Here is a 17,022-nt window from a genome sequence, read left to right as displayed (position 1 = left end):
CAAGGCATACAGCCTATAGCGCCGGGACGAAAATGTTGGTAATTTTCGCCCCGGTGATCACCTCGAGTTCGAACAATGAAAAAAGTAATGCTCAAAACCACCCTTAGCCTCGCCGTTACCCTGGCTTCCACCCAGATCTTTGCAAGTGGCTTTGCCGTTAACGAACAAAGCATCAGCGGTATGGGTACGGGTTTTGCCGGGCGATCTTCCTCTGCCGATGACGCAAGTACAGTTTTTGGCAACCCCGCCGGCATGTCCCGCATCAAGCGCGAACAAGTCACCGGCGGTGTTGCGCTGATCGACGCGCACACTGACATCAGCGACGCAAGCTCCTTCCCGAACGGCGGCAGCAACGACGGCGACATGGTTCCGTCTATCGCCGTGCCTATGGGCTACTACGTCAAGCCAATCGACGACCAGTGGGCTTTCGGGTTTGGCGTGTACGCACCGTTCGGCCTGGTCACCGACTACGAAAACGGCTTTGCCGGCCGTTACTTCGGCAGCAAGAGCGAAGTAACAATCGTCACCCTGCAACCGACTGTCAGCTATGCCTTCAACGATAAGGTTTCCATCGGTTTCGGTCCGACCATCAACCGCATCGACGGCACCTTGGAATCGAACCTGTCGATCACCCAGGCCGCGCCAGACGGCAAGGTCAAGATCACCGGTGACGACACCGCGCTGGGCTACAACATCGGCTTGCTGGTTCAAGCGACCGACAGCACTCGCGTCGGCCTGACCTACCACTCGAAAGTTGACTACAAGCTCGATGGCAACACCAAGGTCAACTACAACGTACTGGGCCTGATCGGTCAGAACCCGAACCAGAAATACGACGCGTCGCTGGATCTGACCACACCTGAATCGGTGGACTTCTCGGTCACTCACCAGCTCAACGACCAGTGGACTCTTTACGCAGGCAGCACCTGGACTCGCTGGAGCCGCCTGAAAGACATCACCGTTGAAAACAGTGGTGTTCCGGGTGCTCTGAACGGCCAGTTCGGCACCATCACCGAAGAACAGAACTGGCATGACACCTGGGCTCACGCCATCGGCGCGTCCTACCAGCTGAACAAGCAATGGGTACTGCGTGGCGGTCTGTCCGTTGACCAGGCACCGACCAACAACGTCGACCGCTCCCCGCGCATCCCGACGGGCGATCGCAAGGCGTTCAGCCTGGGCGCTGGCTGGAGCCCGACCGACGACCTGACCATCGACGTGGCGTATTCGTACCTGCGTGAAGATTCGGTCAAGGTCAACAACGAAAACAACCGTGGCCAGACCTACAACGCCAAGTATGAAAACTCGGCGAACGGTTTTGGTCTCGGCGCGACCTACCGCTTCTGATGATTCACGGCGAGCCTGAACCGCTCGCCGACCGAATCAAAAAAGCCCCGCTCTCTGGTACAGAGGCGGGGCTTTTTAGTGGGCGCTGATCAGGGTTGGGAAGCCAGGGCTTGCTCCACTGCGGCAATGAACTCGGGATCATCGGGTTTGGTCAGGCTGGAAAAACTGGCGATGACCTGACCCTTGCGATCGACCACGTATTTGTAGAAATTCCACTTCGGCGCGCTGGTCTGTTTGGCGAGAACCTTGAACAGGTGCGTTGCATCGTCGCCTCGCACAGCCTGCGGCTCGGTCATGGTGAAGGTCACGCCGTAATTCACGTAACAGACTTTGGCCGTCTCGGCGGTGTCCTTGGACTCTTGCTTGAAATCGTTGGACGGAACGCCAATCACCTCCAGCCCCTGCCCCTTGAAGCGCTGATTGAGCGCCTCAAGGCTTTTGAACTGCGGGGCGAAACCGCAGTGGCTCGCGGTATTGACCACCACCAGCGGTTTACCCTCAAACCGTTGGCACAGGTCGATGGATTCCTTGGCGCGCAGCTTCTGCAATGAGCCTTGCAACAGCTCCGGGCACTCGCCCGCCTGGGCGAGCCCGGTAAACGTCATCAACAACGCGGAGACTGCAATCCAGCGCATCAGCATGTCGGTGCATCCTTGATAGGTAGTCAAAAACGAAGTTACTCGCCCTCGCCGCTCGCTAGCAAGCACCCATGCCCAACTGCATCAGCGCCAGCCCGCCCTGATGCCAGCCCCACCACGACAACGCCAGCAGCAAGACGCCGACAGCCGTTACAGCGATACGCGGCCACAGACGGCTCATATCGCACTCATCTGCGATTGCAGGCGCGCTACCGGCCGCTCACGCACCGGCCAGTTCAGGGCGGCAGCCAACAGGCTCAACAGAATTGCCACTTGCCAGATCAAGTCATAGCTCCCGGTTCGGTCATACACCACCCCGCCCAACCAGCCACCCAGAAACGAGCCGAGTTGGTGAAACAGGAAAACAATCCCACCGAGCATGGACAGGTTTCGCACGCCGAACAAGGTCGCTACGGTGCCGTTGGTCAATGGCACCGTCGACAGCCACAGAAACCCCATGGCCATGCCGAACAGGTATGCCGTGGTCGTCGTCACCGGCGCCCACAGGAACAGCGCAATTACCACCGCCCGCAGCAAGTACAAACCGGTCAGCAAGCGCGGTTTCGACATACGCCCGCCCAGCCAGCCGGCGGTGTACGTACCAAAGATGTTGAACAACCCGATCAGCGCCAGCACCGTGGTGCCGACGGATGCCGGAAGGTGCTGATCCACCAGGTAAGCCGGCAAATGCACGCCAATGAACACCACCTGAAAACCGCACACGAAGAAGCCGAACGCTAACAGCCAAAACCCCGAGTGAGAGCAAGCTTCACGTAGCGCTTCGGAGAGGGTTTGTTCATGGCCGAGGACCGGCAGCGGCTTGTCCTTGAGCATGCTCACCAGCGGCACGATCAACGCCACCAACAGGCCCAGCACCAGCAACGCGGCGGACCAGCCCAGCCAACCGATCAAGCCCAACGTGCCCGGCAACATCGCGAACTGACCGAATGAACCGGCCGCACTGGCGATGCCCATGCCCATGCTGCGCTTCTCGGGTGGCACCGCACGGCCGACCACGCCGAGGATCACCGAGAACGAGGTGCCGGACAGGCCGATGCCAATCAACAGGCCTGCGCTCAGGGACAGTGTCACGGCGGAATCAGACAGCCCCATGCACACCAGACCCAAGGCGTACAGTACGCCACCGACCAGCACCACTTTCGCCGCACCGAAGCGGTCGGCCAATGCGCCAGTAAAGGGCTGCGCCAGCCCCCAGATCAGATTCTGCAAGGCGATGGCAAACGCAAACGTCTCACGCCCCCAGCCGAACTCGGCACTCATCGGCGCCAGAAACAGCCCGAAGCCGTGGCGCACGCCCAAAGACAACGCAAGGATCAGCGCACTCCCCAACAACACCCAACCGCAGGTACGCCACATCGATGTCATGTCTTATTCTCCGGTAGCGGGTATATACCCGCTTAAGATCGGAAAAACCGGCTTCACGCCAGTTCGTCCAGCAGTCGCAGCAAGGTTTCACGTTTCTCGGCGCCCAGTCGGTCAATCAACCCCTGCTGCGCCGCTTCCCAGGCCGGCAAGGCGGCCTTCAGACGTTCGGCACCGGCTTCGGTCAGTCGGACGATGCGATTACGCATGTCTTCGCCCTCGACCAGCTTCACCAGCCCCTCGCCTTCCAGCACTCGCAAATTGCGCCCGAGGGTGCTGCGGTCCAGCCCCATGGCTTCGGCAAGGGTGGAAATACTCGGTTGATCCAGACGCTGCAAATTGCACAGCAAAGAATACTGGGCAACGTTGATCCCGAAGCCGTCCAGAGCGCCGTCGTAATGCCTGCTGACGCCACGGGCGGCGCGACGCAGGTTGATGCATAAACATTGAGAGTCGAGCATGGTGCGTGTATATACCCGTGGTTGTGTTAAATCAAGTTATGTATTGCCTGATAGACCGCTATCGCCGGCAAGCCGGCGATGAGGCCAGCACATCCGACACACAACCCTTCAAATCAACGCCAAACCTGCCAACACCGCTATCTCCAGCAACTCCAGCATCGCGCCTGCTGTATCGCCCGTCGTCCCGCCCAATCGCCGTAGCATGAGCTGCCGCAACCACAGGAAAATGACCGCTGCCACAGCAACGGCCAGAACACCGCTAAAACCCGCGATCAAAACACAACCCAACGCACTGACCGCCAACACCTGCCAGCCAGCCATTCGCGGCAGATGATCCGCCAGCGCCTGCCCCAAACCGCCAGCACGCACATAGGGCGTGGTCAGGAACAACCCCAGCATAGCGCTGCGACCGATCAGCGGAACGATGATCAGGAAAATACTGTGCTGCTGCTCGATCAACGCCAGTAACGCAGCGAACTTCAGCAACAACACCAGCACCAGCGTCACCACGGCAATCGGTCCGCTGCGCGGGTCTTTCATGATCGTCAGCGTACGTTCCCGGTCGCCAAATCCGCCAAGCCACGCGTCGGCGCTATCGGCCAGGCCATCCAGGTGCAACGCGCCGCTGAGCAAGACCCAAACCGTCAGCAACAACGCGGCATGCAGCAACAAAGGCGTGCCCAGCAAGAGCCAGTTCAGCGCCCACAGAATCGCGCCGAACAGCAGTCCCACCAGCGGATAAAACAGCAGCGAGCGGCCCAGTTCCTGAGGCGTCGGCATGCCGGGCAGGCGAATCGGCAGACTGCTCAGGAATTGCAGGGCGATCCAGAAGGGCAACATGGTCAGATCGATTCCTTGAGAAGGACGCCAGGTTCGACGCTCAACGAAAACAACGAGCCATGAGCGACTTCGACATTGAGCAACTGCTCACGCGGCAACCCCCGCGCTTGAGCCAGCAATAAACGCATGACGCCACCATGACTGATCAGCAGGACCCGTTCGCCAGCGCAAACTACTGACAGACGTTCGATCGCCGCCACTACCCGTTTGGAAAAGTCCGCCACCCGCTCCCCGTCCGGAGGCGTAAACGAATAAGGATCAGCCCAGAACAGACCCAATCCCTCGGCATCAACTTCCATCAACGCCGCTGCGCTCTGCCCTTCCCAGGCACCAAAGTGCAGTTCTTGCAGATCTTTATCCAGGTGCACCGGCAACCCCAGTTGCGCGCCAAGCTCTTCAGCAAACCGCGCGCAACGCTGCAAGGGCGAGCTGATCAATCGATCCCACGGCCCCTGGTCCAAAACCGCCGCGCGCATCTGCTCCCAGCCTTTGGCGGTCAACGCGTCGTCGAGGCTGCCGCGCAACCCGCCACCGAGTTCGGTCTCTCCGTGTCGTAGCAGGTCCAGACGCAACGTCATGCCGGGCGGTCCGCAACGGCGGCTTCGGCGAAGGTTGCCATCTGCCCGTGAAGATCACAGGCCAGACGCAACAACGGCACGGCCAACGCCGCACCACTGCCCTCGCCCAAACGCAGCCCCAGATCCAGCAACGGTTCAGCGTTCAAGGTTTCCAGCACATGACGATGGCCAGGCTCGGCACCGCGATGACCGAACAGTAGCCACGGGCGGCAATCAGGGTTCAAGCGCACCGCCACCAATGCCGCGACGCTGCAAATGAACCCGTCGACCAACACCGCCACGCCGTGTTGCGCACACGCCAGGTACGCGCCAACGAGCGCGGCAATTTCAAAGCCGCCAAGATTGAACAGCGTTTGCAAAGCGTCCCCGCGCTGAGCACGGTGCAGCGCCAACGCACGCTCGATGACCTGAGCTTTGTGGTTGACGCCCGCCACGTCCAGACCGGTGCCCGGCCCGGCCAGATGCACCACCGGGCAATCGAGCAAGGCACAGGCCAATGCACTGGCTGCCGTGGTGTTGCCGATGCCCATTTCTCCACCGATAAACAACTGAGCACCGGCGGCGATGGCGCGCTGCACGCTGTCACCACCGGCCTGCAAGGCGAGTGCGCCCTGCGCTGTCGTCATGGCCGGGCCTTTGACGAAATTCGCCGTGCCGGGACCAACGTTCAAGTGGCGCACCCCGGGCAGATTCAAGGTCGGCGTCACTGTGCCCAAATCAACCACTTCAAGCGAAGCGCCCAACTGTCGCGCCAACACGCTGATCGCAGCACCACCGTTGACGAAGTTGTGCAACATCTGCCCGGTCACTTCCTGAGGAAACGCCGACACGCCTTCAGCCACGACACCATGGTCACCGGCAAAAATCGCGATCCACAGGTGATCAAGACTCGGCTTGACCTGCCCCTGCAACCCGGCCAACTGTACCGCCACCGACTCCAGTCGACCGAGCGAGCCAGCCGGTTTGGTCAGTTGTTGTTGCCGCGCCTGCGCCTGTTCGAGGGCTTGCACATCGATTGGCTTGCACGGGTTCAGCCACCAGGATTGAGTCATGACGCAGTTCCTTTCAAAGTCAGGGGCAGGCCAGCGACCGTCAAGACGACACGCTGGCAACGCACGGCCAGCGCTTGATGCAGCCAACCGGCTTCATCGACGTAGCGGCGAGTCAATTCGCCGAGCGGCACGACACCCATTCCGGTCTCGTTGCTGACAAAAATGATTTCACCCGGCAACGAGGCCAGGCAGCCCAACAGCGCTTCGCGTTCGGCGCTGAGGCGTTCGGCGTCGTCGAGCATCAGCAGATTGGTCATCCACAGCGTCAGGCAATCCACCAGCAGGCAACGGTTGGCACGGGCGGTTTCGCGCAGGACACGGGCGAGCTCGACCGGTTCTTCGATCAATGCCCATTCGGCGGGACGCCGGGCACGGTGATGGGCGACGCGATCATTCATTTCACCGTCCAGTGGTTGGCTGGTGGCAATGTAGGTCACGGCCAATTGGCTATCGGTGGCGAGTTTTTCCGCCAAACGACTTTTGCCGGAGCGGGCGCCGCCGAGGATGAGTTGCAGCATGGTTTATTCCTTAAAATCATCGGTGAGGCGACTGCCGCCTTCGCGAGCAAGCCCGCTCCAACATTAGATCTCCAGTGAACATGGATTTTGTGTTCAACGCCGATCAAATGTGGGAGCGGGCTTGCTCGCGAAGAGGCCAGCAAAACCACCCTATATCCCGCAGAGCTGACGCAACAGCCGCGTATCCAAATGCTGCTCCACCAAATCCGCCAGCCGCTCGATATCGCGCTCGCGCAATGCGTGGTAATCGACCTCCTGCACCGCCTGCAACCCCGCCCAGCGCAGCAGCGCACTGCACGCCGCCGGCGACTCGAACAGACCATGCAGATAAGTGCCGAATATCTGCCCATCCACACTTTGCGCACCATCGCAGCGACCATCGTCCAGCTGCACGGCGGCGTTTTCCAGTGCCGGCCCGGAGGTCACGCCCGCATGGATTTCATAGCCGCTGACGGCGGCATCTTCCAGAGCCAGACGACCGCGCACATTGCGCAACTGCTTCTCTTCTTCGAGCTGCGTTTCGAACGCCAGCAACCCCAGACCAGCGCTGGAACCCGGTGCACCTTCCAGACCCAACGGGTCATGTACCTGTTCACCGAGCATTTGCAAACCACCGCAAATCCCCAGCACTTTGCCGCCATAGCGCAGATGGCGACTGATCGCCGAATCCCAGCCATTGGCCCGCAAAAAAGCGAGGTCACTGCGCACGCTTTTCGAGCCGGGCAGGATGATCAGGTCGGCCGGCGGAATCGACTGGCCGGGGCCGACGAATTGCAGGTCCACTTGCGGATGCAGGCGCAGTGGATCGAAGTCGGTGTGGTTGCTGATGCGCGGCAATACCGGCACCAGCACTTTGAGTACCTGGTCGGCCTTGTCGGCCTGGCGCTGATCGATGCCGTCTTCGGCTTCCAGGTGCAGGTCCATCACGTACGGCAGAACACCGATCACCGGTTTGCCGGTGCGCTCTTCGAGCCAGTCGAGGCCGGGCTGCAGCAAGGCGAGGTCGCCACGAAAACGATTGATGATGAAGCCCTTGATCCGCGCCTGTTCGGTCGGCGACAGCAACTCCAGCGTGCCCACCAGATGCGCGAAAACACCGCCGCGATTGATGTCGGCAATCAGCACCACCGGGCAATCCACCGCTTCGGCAAAGCCCATGTTGGCGATGTCGCCGGCTCGCAGATTGATCTCGGCTGGCGAGCCCGCACCTTCGACCATCACCACCGGATACGCCGCACTCAAGCGCTCGTGGGAGGCCAGTACCGCTTGCATGGCGATGGTTTTGTAGTCGTGATAGGCGACGGCGTTCATGGTCGTGACCGCGCGACCATGAATGATCACCTGGGCGCCGGTGTCGCTGTTGGGTTTGAGCAGCACCGGGTTCATGTCGGTGTGCGGTTCAAGATTGGCGGCCTGGGCCTGCACCGCTTGAGCCCGACCGATTTCACCACCGTCAGCGGTTACCGCGCTGTTGAGCGCCATGTTCTGCGGCTTGAACGGCACGACGCGCACGCCCTGGCGCACCACCCAACGACACAGCGCCGTCACCAGTGTGCTTTTACCGGCGTCAGACGTGGTGCCCTGCACCATTAACGTGGTCATTGGGCTTCCTTGGTGTAGGTTTCAAAGGCTTGGGCCAAGCGTGTCCAGTCCGCTTCGTCGGCAGGCAAGCCAAAGCGAAGGCTGCTGTTGTGTGGGAACAAGCGCAGCAAAATACCCTGCCGAGCCATGAACACATGCAATCGCTCCGCTTGCTCGGTGATCAGCCATTGGAACAAGGCGCATCCGCCCTGCGGCTTGAAACCGAACTGCTCAAGCAGTCGTGCCAGACGCTCGCTGGCTTCTTCGCTGCGCTGGCGCTGGCGGGCGTGACCCTCGGTGTCCAGCAGACAGGCCTGGCCAATCACACGGGTCGGCCCGCTGACCGCCCACGGCCCGACTTGCTCGGCGAGCAAGTTGAGCAGTTTGCGTTCCGCCAGCACGAACCCCAGCCGCACACCGGCCAGACCGAAAAACTTGCCGAACGAACGCAACACAATCAAGCCGACCTGATGGGTAAACGGCGCCACACTCAACTGCGGCGTGTTGTCCATAAACGCCTCGTCCACCACCAGCCAGCCACCACGGGAGGCCAGTCGGGTGTGCCAATCGAGCAGACGACTCGGGGTCAGGCTCAGGCCGGTCGGGTTGTTCGGGTTGACCACCACCAGCACGTCGAGGCTGTCGATAAAGAAATCGACTTCCTGCTCCAGCACCTCACGCACGATGTAGCCACAGCGTCGCCAGGCTTCGGCATGTTCGGCGTAGCACGGCGACAGCACACCGACCTTGCCGGCACGCCGTAAACGCGGGAGTAGCTGGATGGCCATTTGCGATCCGGCCACCGGCAGCACTTGAGCCGCGCTGTAATAGTCGCAGGCCGCCTGCTCCAGGCCGTCTCCGGTTTCCGGCAAGCGTGCCCAGGCACGGAGCGGGATGTCCGGAACCGGAAATGGCCAGGGCGCCAAGCCGCTGGACAAGTCGAGCCAATCGGCTTCGGCGATACCATATTCGCGCGCCGCCTTGCGCAATCGGCCACCGTGCTCAAGCATAGATTTCAGCTCCCACGCAGAGAATCAGCAACCATAACCATACCCCGCGTTGAACCAATTGCCAGCCACGGTCAATGGAATCGGCATCCGCCGGCACGCCTTCGCCCAGTTGTGGACGTTGATGCAATTCACCGTGATAAATCGCCGCCCCGCCCAACTCGACGCCCAATGCACCTGCGCCCGCCGCCATCACCGGGCCGGCATTCGGGCTGTCCCAGGTGGGGCCTTGGGTGCGCCAGCATTTCAACGCCAGACGGGTTTTTCCCAGCAGCGCGTAGGTCAACGCCACCAAGCGTGCGGGAATGTAGTTCAGGACGTCGTCGATTTTCGCCGCCGCCCAGCCGAATCGTTCGAAGCGTTCGTTGCGATAACCCCACATCGCATCCAGTGTGTTGCTCAATCGGTAGAGCACCACACCGGGCGCCCCCGCCACGGCAAACCAGAACAGCGCGGCAAACACCGCATCGCTGCCGTTCTCCAGCACTGATTCGGTGGCCGCACGGGCGACTTCGGTTTTATCCAGTTCACTGGTCTGGCGACTGACCAGATAGCCCACACGCGTGCGCGCTTCTTCCAGATCATCACTGCGCAGCGCCTTGGCCACCGGCTCGACGTGCTCACCGAGGCTGCGCATGCCGAGGGCGCAGTACAGCGCGAGAATCTCGACGACCCAGCCCACATAAGGCGCCCAGGACAATGCCGTGGCAAGCAAGGTCAGCGGCAGCACTGTAAGAACCCACGCGGTAACGCCATGGCTGCGCCAGCCGCGACCACCGCCGTTGAAACGTTGCTCGATGCGCTCGGCAAAACGGCCGAACTCCACCAGCGGATGCCAGCGTTTGGGCTCACCCAGCAGCGCGTCCAGCGCAACTGCGGCGACACTCAATAACGCCACACTCATTGACTCACTCCCCAATAATTTTCATACAGCAACTCACTGAGCGGACGCGCTTGCGCCCAGCCTTCGAGTACCAGCATCGGTGCTGGATAGAATGCCTTGACCGGCCCCAGGCAAAGAATCGCCAACGGCTTGGCCCCGAGTGGTAAACCCAGCAGGTCCGCCAACGCTTGCGGCTCGAACAGCGAAACCCAGCCCATGCCCAGCCCTTCGACGCGCGAGGCCAGCCACAGGTTCTGGATCGCACAGGACAACGAGGCCATGTCCATTTCCGGCAAGGTGCGACGGCCGAAGATGTGACGCTCGCGATCTTCCATCAGCGCCGCGACCATCACTTCCGCGCAGTCGTTGATGCCTTCGACCTTGAGCTTCATGAATTCGTCGGTGCGCTCGCCGAGCGCTTCAGCGGTGCGGATGCGTTCTTCTTCAACCAGCGACTGGATCTTGCCGCGCAGGACTCGATCACTGATGCGGATGAAGCGCCAGGGCTGCATCAGGCCGACACTCGGCGCTTGATGCGCGGCTTCGAGCAGGCGCCGCAATAATTCGGGCTCGACGGTACCGCCGCTGAAATGACGCATGTCGCGGCGTTCGGCGATGGCTCGATAGACTGCCGCGCGTTCGGCTTCGGAGAAAGCGTTGTCGCTCATGGCCTCTTCGCGAGCAAGCTCGCTCCCACAGAGGTTAGATGATCCATTGTGGGAGCGAGCCTGCTCGCGATGGCGGCCTCAAGGTCAGGCACAAACAACGCGGCTACAGCGGCGGGATTGGACGGAAAATAAAAGTGCACATAGGAAGCCGTCATCCGCCCCTCACGATAAACCGCCTCCGCCCCCCGCCCGCCATTCGGGCTCAGGCCCCGCGCAATCGGTTCAAGTTCGGTACTGGTCAGCGAATGGTGATACGTGTGCCCGCGCAACGCACCTTCCGGCAGTTCGACCGCTTGCAGGGCCAACGCCGCCAGACGCTTTTGCATCACCGCATCGCCTTTGAGCAAACCCGCCAGTTCGGCGCGAATGCCCTCGACATCAGTCAACGAATCGAGCAAATACAACATGCCGCCACATTCAGCCAACAGCGGTTTGCCCGCCGCATGATGTCCGCGAATCGCATTCAGCATCGAGGTGTTTTGTGACAGCGCCACATGGTGCAATTCCGGATAACCGCCTGGTAGATAAAGGCTGTCGGCTGCCGGTAATTCGCTGTCACGGATCGGTGAAAAAAACGACAGCTCGGCGCCCATGGCTCGCAGCAAATCCAGGCTCGCGCCGTAGGTGAACGCGAACGCTTCATCACGGGCCACAGCAATTCGCACACCACCGAGCAACGGTTCGGCAGCGATCACATCCGGGGCTGCAAATTCTACCGCCGGCGGCAATGCCACTTCACAACTGCCGGCCAACGCATCGGCCGCCGCATCAAGACGCAGATCGAGATCATTCAACTCACTGGCCTGGACCAGTCCTAAATGCCGACTCGGCAATTCGATCCCGGTTTCCCGCGACAAAGCACCGTACCAGCGCAAACCTTCGGTCAAACTGCCTTCGAGCAATTGCGCGTGCCTCAAGGTGCCCACACGGTTGGCCAGCACGCCGGCAAACGGCAAGTCCGGCTGATACTTCGCCAAGCCCAACGCCAATGCACCAAAGGTCTGGGCCATGGCGGTGCCGTCAATCACCGCAAGCACCGGCACGCCAAAGTGCCGCGCCAGGTCGGCGCTGGACGGCGTGCCGTCGAACAGCCCCATGACACCTTCGATGAGGATCAGGTCCGCATCAGCGGCCGCTTCCCACAACAGTCGGCGACTTTCCTGCTCGCCGACCATCCACATATCCAACTGATACACCGGCGCACCGCTGGCACGCTCGAGAATCATCGGGTCGAGAAAGTCCGGCCCGCATTTGAACACACGCACCTTGCGCCCCTGATTGCGATGCAAACGGGCCAGCGCGGCGGTGACGGTGGTCTTGCCCTGACCGGAAGCCGGCGCGGCAATCAGTACCGCCGGGCAATGACGTGGTTGATTCACAGCTCGACGCCTTTTTGCGCTTTGATCCCGGCCTGGAACGCGTGCTTGATCACGCCCATTTCAGTGACGGTGTCGGCCAATTCGATCATTTCCGGCTTGGCGCCGCGACCGGTCACTACAACGTGCTGCATGGGCGGGCGCGCCTGCAAATCGCTGAGCACCTGATCGAGATCGAGGTAGCCGTGTTTGAGGGCGATGTTCAATTCATCCAGCACCACCAGGCCGACGGACGGATCGCTGAGCAATTCACGGGACACTGCCCAGGCGGCTTCGGCGGCGGCGATGTCACGTTGGCGGTCCTGGGTTTCCCAAGTGAAGCCTTCGCCCATGACATGGAAACGCACTTGCTCCGGGAAGCGACGGAAAAACAGTTCTTCGCCGGTGCTGTTGCGGCCCTTGATGAATTGCACCACACCGCACTGCATGCCGTGGCCCATGGACCGGGCGAGCATGCCGAACGCCGAACTGCTTTTGCCTTTGCCGTTTCCGGTCAGCACCAGCAGCAAGCCGCATTCATTCGGGGAATTGGCGATGCGTTCGTCGATCACGGCTTTTTTGCGCTGCATGCGCGCCAAATGACGTTCGTCACGATCAGGGGTATCGGTCATGGGGGAGCTCTCCGTTGAGGCTGGATAACGGCGGGCAGGCACAAGAATAGACGGCAAGAAGCCTGGCATCGCCCACCGTGATGCCGCTGGATGAATCAGGCCGGTCTCCGGGCTCATGAGCGGCGTTCGGCCGGACTGCACGCCTTCCCATGTCATTTCTCGACACAGTGGCTCAAGGCGCAGTCTTCACTCATTTACCGTTGCGGGGGCAGCGCCGGGATCGTGAGGATTCGTCATTTGACGATAGCCACTCACCGGCTTCCCTGTTTCACTCTGTCGGCCACTGCCACAGAGCACCTGAAACAAGCCGCGAAGGTTAGAGGGTTGGGGGTGGAGCGTCAAATGAAGACAAAGCCGCGGCTAGCGATATACTGCCGCCGATCAATTTACTGACGCCAATCTTGCAGCGCACAGCCAGCAGTGATATCAAAGAGCCACAACCCAACAAATACACAATTACAAGGGTGAGCAACATGCAAGGCATGATTATCAGCAATCCGAAGCTGGAATTCCTGCGACCGGTGCTGGAACGCTGGTTTGACTGTATCGACCGCTACAACGCGATTCGCGGCGATAACGAAGCGCCCTACTGGCATGACGAAAAGGCCAACCTTGGCTTGCTCTCTACCGCGGCGTACATGGCGGAAATGGTCACACTGCAAAACACTCCCACGCGCAAACAGATTGAAGAAGACGAGCGCAACGCCCGCGCCGACCTGTTTATCGCGACCGCCGAAGAACGCGCCTACCTTCAGGCCACTCAACGCTGGCCCAAGGTCAACCGCCTGAACCTGACGCAGGCGTTGCAAGACATAACCGGCGAGGCCAAGCGCATCAGCTACGCCAGCGACCTGAAACTTGGCTGCCTGTTTGTTGCCCCGCAAAAAGCCCAGCAGAGTGCGACCCCGGAAGAACTCCAGGACATGGTCGACGACCTGCAAAAGGAGCACTGCTGTGCGGTAGCCTGGTATTTCCCTTACGCCTACCGCAAGTTGCGTAACGAAGCCGGTAACTATCACCCAGGCATCGCCGTCTTGTTCAAGGAAGCTCGCGGCTAAGTGGTTGAACCATCGCGCCACTATTCTTCTCTATGAATAAGACACTGCATTCATAGGGAAGACCCGCATGCGCAAGTCCCCGCTCGTTATCGCCATTGTGCTCGCCGGAGGGCTCGCCGCCTGTGGTGAAACCTCCCGCCTGCAAGTCTCCGACGGCACCGGCCCGTCACCCAAGTTGCCCGAACCTAATAAAACCCTGATCCCGACGGTGAACATCGCCCCGGCGATCGGCTGGCCGGACGGTGCGAAACCCACCGCTGCCGCTGGGACACAAGTGGCGGCCTTTGCTGAAGGCCTCGATCACCCGCGCTGGCTCTATGTGCTGCCCAACGGCGACGTGCTGGTGGCCGAAACCAGTGCACCACCCAAACCCGATGACGGCAAAGGCATTCGGGGCTGGGTCATGGGTAAAGCCATGGGCCGCGCCGGTGCCGCAGTCCCCAGCCCTAACCGCATCACATTGCTGCGTGACACGAACCACGACGGCATCGCTGAAACCCGTACGGTGTTTCTGGAAAACCTCAATTCACCCTTTGGCATGACGCTGGTCGGCAATGACCTGTACGTGGCCGACACCGACCGCTTGTTGCGTTTCCACTATGAAAGCGGTGCCACGGCGATCAAGTCGCCGCCGATCAAAGTGATTGATCTGCCGGGGGGCACGCTGAATCATCACTGGACCAAAAACGTCATCGCCAGCAAGGACGGCAGCAAGCTGTACGTCACAGTCGGTTCCAACAGCAACGTCGGTGAAAACGGAATGGACCAGGAAGAAGGCCGCGCGGCGATCTGGGAAGTGGACCGCGCCACCGGCAATCACCGGATATTCGCTTCGGGGATTCGCAATCCCAACGGCTTGGCCTGGGAGCCCCGCAGTGGTGCGTTGTGGACGGCGGTCAACGAGCGGGACGAAATCGGCAGCGACCTGGTCCCGGATTACATCACCTCGGTCAAGGATGGCGGGTTCTATGGCTGGCCATTCAGCTACTACGGTCAACACGTCGACATTCGCGTCGAGCCGCAAAATCCGGACCTGGTGGCCAAGGCCATCAAGCCTGACTACGCAGTGGGTCCGCACACGGCATCACTGGGCCTGACGTTCGCTGAAGGCAACACCTTGCCTGCGCAATTCAAGGAAGGCGCTTTCATCGGCCAGCACGGCTCGTGGAACCGTAAACCGCACAGTGGCTACAAAGTCATTTTCGTGCCGTTTTCGGGCGGCAAACCGATCGGGCAACCAGTGGATGTACTGACGGGTTTTCTCAACGAAGACGAAGAGGCCAGGGGCCGGCCGGTGGGCGTGCTGATCGATCAGCAGGGTGGCTTGCTGGTGGCGGATGATGTGGGGAACAAGGTGTGGCGCGTGTCCGCAGCCAAATAATTGCCCTCTTGTGGGAGCGAGACCGGCTTGCCGGCGATAGCGGTTTGTCAGTCAACATTGATGTCGCAGATCCAACGCTAACGCCGGCAAGCCGGTCTCACTCCTGCAGGATTCGGCGCCTTACTAAGGATTGCGTGCGAGATGCTCGGAGCGCAGAACGCGCTTGGCGCTTAGGTATGCCCTCTGCCAATAGGCTTTGGACAGGCTGTCGAGCTTCACCGTGCCGCCCGTCGCGGGCGCATGCACGAAGCGACCTTCACCGACGTAAATCCCCGCATGGCTGACCTGAGAGCCGCCATTGGTGGCGAAGAAAATCAGGTCACCGGTTTGCAGGCCTTCCTTGCCCACATTGGCGGCTTGCATGCTGATCATCTCGCGCGTTGTACGCGGCAGGGAAATGCCGGCAACATCACGGTAGACGTAGCCGATCAACCCGCTGCAATCGAAGCCCGAATCCGGCGTGTTGCCACCCCACCGATACGGCGTCCCCACCAGGCCGAGCGCGCGGAACAGCACATCTTCTGCCTCGGGGGAAAAGGACTGCGGGTTACCGAAGATAATGGGCGCGCGAACCACCGGGGCTGGCGGGGGGCGGCTGGCGCAGGCGCTGAGCAGCGCTGCGAAGAACAGGAGTGCGAGGCGGGCCGACATCGTCATAAGCAGAACATCCTGATCTGGCTGCGGCTTTTTCTGCCGGGAATGCAGAAAAGAAAACCGCCTGCGCAGGGCGCAGGCGGTTTGCCATCATTAATAGATCAGAATTCTAGCGGCTATGCGGCAAACTTCAAGTAAGACTTTAACTTAACCTTGCAAATTGTATGTTTACTTGCGAGCGGTGACCACGGTCGGGGCCATCGCGAGAGCGCGTTTGGCTTCGATGAAGGTCTTGTTCCAGTAGCTGTCGCCCAGGCTATCGACCCGAACACCACCGCTTTTGCGGCTGCTGGAGTGGATGAACTGGTTGTCACCGAGGTAGATCCCGGCGTGACTGACGCGGCCGCGACGGCCATTGGTGGCGAAGAACAGCAGATCACCTGGCTTCAGCGCGCTGCGAGCTACCAGCGGTGCGTCTACGTTGATCATTTCGCGAGTGGAGCGTGGCAGGTTCATGCCCGCTTCTTCACGGAACAGATAACCGATGAAGCCGCTGCAATCGAAACCGGCTTCAGAGGTACCGCCGAAACGGTAACGGGTACCGATCAGGGACATGCCACGTTCGAGAATGCTGTCGGCCAGCCCCGGAAGCTTGTACGACTTGCCGTCGGCGAAGTCGGCCAGTTCTTTATCGGTGGCCAGATCTTCCTGAAAAAGAACGGAAGTAGATTGTGCAGTGACCGAATTTTTAACCTGCTGTTGTTGCTCTTGCTGGGACACTGGAGAGTGAGCAGCGCAACCGATCAACAGGGTGACGAGTGCGAGAGGCACGAGGGGTGCGAAGCGCTTTAGCATGGGCACGACCGTGGCTGTTAGTTATAAAGAAGCCGAGACTATGCCCACAATCATCCTCATTTGCAAATTCAATCGAACTTTATGTGACTTATCGGTTTCTCGTTTACATCTAAGCGCTTAAGCCCGTTTTAGACGCTCGCGCAGCCTGCAGCCCTGTAGGAAAGCGGATTCCTGACGCCTGAAATATGCCA

At 60.6% G+C, this 17,022-nt stretch carries 19 protein-coding genes and 1 riboswitch; of the genes, 3 read left to right on the top strand and 16 right to left on the bottom strand.

Annotated features, from left to right (window positions below; translation table 11 throughout):
- The first annotated feature begins 75 nt into the window (after positions 1-75).
- Positions 76-1,347: an OmpP1/FadL family transporter gene (locus PMI22_RS17705; RefSeq protein WP_007945187.1), complete on the top strand. Its 1,272-nt coding sequence runs from the start codon at positions 76-78 to the stop codon at positions 1,345-1,347.
- 89 nt (positions 1,348-1,436) lie between these two features.
- On the opposite strand, the gene PMI22_RS17710 is transcribed toward PMI22_RS17705, so the two are convergent.
- The 14 genes from PMI22_RS17710 to cobO form a co-directional block, all read right to left on the bottom strand.
- Positions 1,437-1,988: a glutathione peroxidase gene (locus PMI22_RS17710; RefSeq protein WP_007945186.1), complete on the bottom strand. Its 552-nt coding sequence runs from the start codon at positions 1,986-1,988 to the stop codon at positions 1,437-1,439.
- A 55-nt stretch (positions 1,989-2,043) separates the two neighbouring features.
- Positions 2,044-2,166 carry a hypothetical protein gene (locus tag PMI22_RS32250; RefSeq protein WP_007945185.1) on the bottom strand — a complete coding sequence of 41 codons (123 nt, stop codon included), beginning with the start codon at positions 2,164-2,166 and terminating at the stop codon, positions 2,044-2,046.
- Entirely contained in the window at positions 2,163-3,371 is a 1,209-nt protein-coding gene (locus tag PMI22_RS17715; RefSeq protein ID WP_007945184.1) for an MFS transporter, read from the bottom strand. Before PMI22_RS17715 ends, PMI22_RS32250 begins: the two co-directional genes overlap by 4 nt.
- Positions 3,372-3,424: 53 nt before the next feature.
- A complete protein-coding gene (locus PMI22_RS17720) occupies positions 3,425-3,829 on the bottom strand; it encodes a MarR family winged helix-turn-helix transcriptional regulator (protein WP_007945183.1) in 405 nt (134 codons plus the stop codon).
- 108 nt (positions 3,830-3,937) lie between these two features.
- The gene (locus PMI22_RS17725) at positions 3,938-4,669 is read right to left on the bottom strand and encodes an adenosylcobinamide-GDP ribazoletransferase (protein ID WP_007945182.1); all 732 of its coding nucleotides are present in this window, start codon (positions 4,667-4,669) and stop codon (positions 3,938-3,940) included.
- A 2-nt stretch (positions 4,670-4,671) separates the two neighbouring features.
- Positions 4,672-5,247, bottom strand: coding sequence for an alpha-ribazole phosphatase family protein (gene cobC, locus PMI22_RS17730; RefSeq protein WP_007945181.1), 576 nt, complete (start codon positions 5,245-5,247; stop codon positions 4,672-4,674).
- Positions 5,244-6,299, bottom strand: coding sequence for a nicotinate-nucleotide--dimethylbenzimidazole phosphoribosyltransferase (cobT, locus tag PMI22_RS17735; protein WP_007945180.1), 1,056 nt, complete (start codon positions 6,297-6,299; stop codon positions 5,244-5,246). Before cobT ends, cobC begins: the two co-directional genes overlap by 4 nt.
- Complete coding sequence (gene cobU / locus PMI22_RS17740) at positions 6,296-6,817, bottom strand: bifunctional adenosylcobinamide kinase/adenosylcobinamide-phosphate guanylyltransferase (protein WP_007945178.1); 522 nt, start codon at positions 6,815-6,817, stop codon at positions 6,296-6,298. Before cobU ends, cobT begins: the two co-directional genes overlap by 4 nt.
- Positions 6,818-6,967: 150 nt before the next feature.
- On the bottom strand, positions 6,968-8,419 hold the full coding sequence (locus PMI22_RS17745; RefSeq protein ID WP_007945176.1) for a cobyric acid synthase: 1,452 nt from the start codon (positions 8,417-8,419) through the stop codon (positions 6,968-6,970).
- On the bottom strand, positions 8,416-9,408 hold the full coding sequence (gene cobD / locus PMI22_RS17750) for a threonine-phosphate decarboxylase CobD (protein WP_007945175.1): 993 nt from the start codon (positions 9,406-9,408) through the stop codon (positions 8,416-8,418). Before cobD ends, PMI22_RS17745 begins: the two co-directional genes overlap by 4 nt.
- Entirely contained in the window at positions 9,401-10,309 is a 909-nt protein-coding gene (cbiB, locus tag PMI22_RS17755; RefSeq protein ID WP_007945174.1) for an adenosylcobinamide-phosphate synthase CbiB, read from the bottom strand. Before cbiB ends, cobD begins: the two co-directional genes overlap by 8 nt.
- Positions 10,306-10,956, bottom strand: coding sequence for a 5,6-dimethylbenzimidazole synthase (gene bluB / locus PMI22_RS17760; protein WP_007945173.1), 651 nt, complete (start codon positions 10,954-10,956; stop codon positions 10,306-10,308). The genes cbiB and bluB overlap by 4 nt, the downstream gene beginning before the upstream one ends.
- Positions 10,953-12,335 carry a cobyrinate a,c-diamide synthase gene (locus PMI22_RS17765; protein WP_007945171.1) on the bottom strand — a complete coding sequence of 461 codons (1,383 nt, stop codon included), beginning with the start codon at positions 12,333-12,335 and terminating at the stop codon, positions 10,953-10,955. The genes bluB and PMI22_RS17765 overlap by 4 nt, the downstream gene beginning before the upstream one ends.
- The gene (gene cobO / locus PMI22_RS17770; protein WP_007945170.1) at positions 12,332-12,943 is read right to left on the bottom strand and encodes a cob(I)yrinic acid a,c-diamide adenosyltransferase; all 612 of its coding nucleotides are present in this window, start codon (positions 12,941-12,943) and stop codon (positions 12,332-12,334) included. Before cobO ends, PMI22_RS17765 begins: the two co-directional genes overlap by 4 nt.
- Positions 12,944-13,024: 81 nt before the next feature.
- Positions 13,025-13,259: riboswitch (cobalamin riboswitch) on the bottom strand.
- A 157-nt stretch (positions 13,260-13,416) separates the two neighbouring features.
- Between cobO and PMI22_RS17775 the strand changes: the two genes are divergently transcribed.
- Complete coding sequence (locus PMI22_RS17775) at positions 13,417-14,001, top strand: hypothetical protein (protein WP_007945169.1); 585 nt, start codon at positions 13,417-13,419, stop codon at positions 13,999-14,001.
- 67 nt (positions 14,002-14,068) lie between these two features.
- Positions 14,069-15,382, top strand: a complete 1,314-nt coding sequence (locus PMI22_RS17780) for a PQQ-dependent sugar dehydrogenase (protein WP_007945168.1) — start codon at positions 14,069-14,071, stop codon at positions 15,380-15,382.
- A gap of 123 nt (positions 15,383-15,505) precedes the next feature.
- Here PMI22_RS17780 and PMI22_RS17785 read toward each other — a convergent pair whose 3' ends face one another.
- Positions 15,506-16,039, bottom strand: coding sequence for a C40 family peptidase (locus PMI22_RS17785; RefSeq protein WP_007945167.1), 534 nt, complete (start codon positions 16,037-16,039; stop codon positions 15,506-15,508).
- A gap of 165 nt (positions 16,040-16,204) precedes the next feature.
- Positions 16,205-16,831 carry a C40 family peptidase gene (locus tag PMI22_RS17790; RefSeq protein ID WP_007945166.1) on the bottom strand — a complete coding sequence of 209 codons (627 nt, stop codon included), beginning with the start codon at positions 16,829-16,831 and terminating at the stop codon, positions 16,205-16,207.
- Positions 16,832-17,022 lie beyond the last annotated feature (191 nt).

The organism is Pseudomonas sp. GM21, assembly GCF_000282215.1.
In the GTDB taxonomy this organism is placed as follows: domain Bacteria; phylum Pseudomonadota; class Gammaproteobacteria; order Pseudomonadales; family Pseudomonadaceae; genus Aquipseudomonas.
The sequence above is the reverse complement of the archived record's forward strand: the minus strand, read 5'-3'. Positions and strand labels throughout refer to the sequence as shown.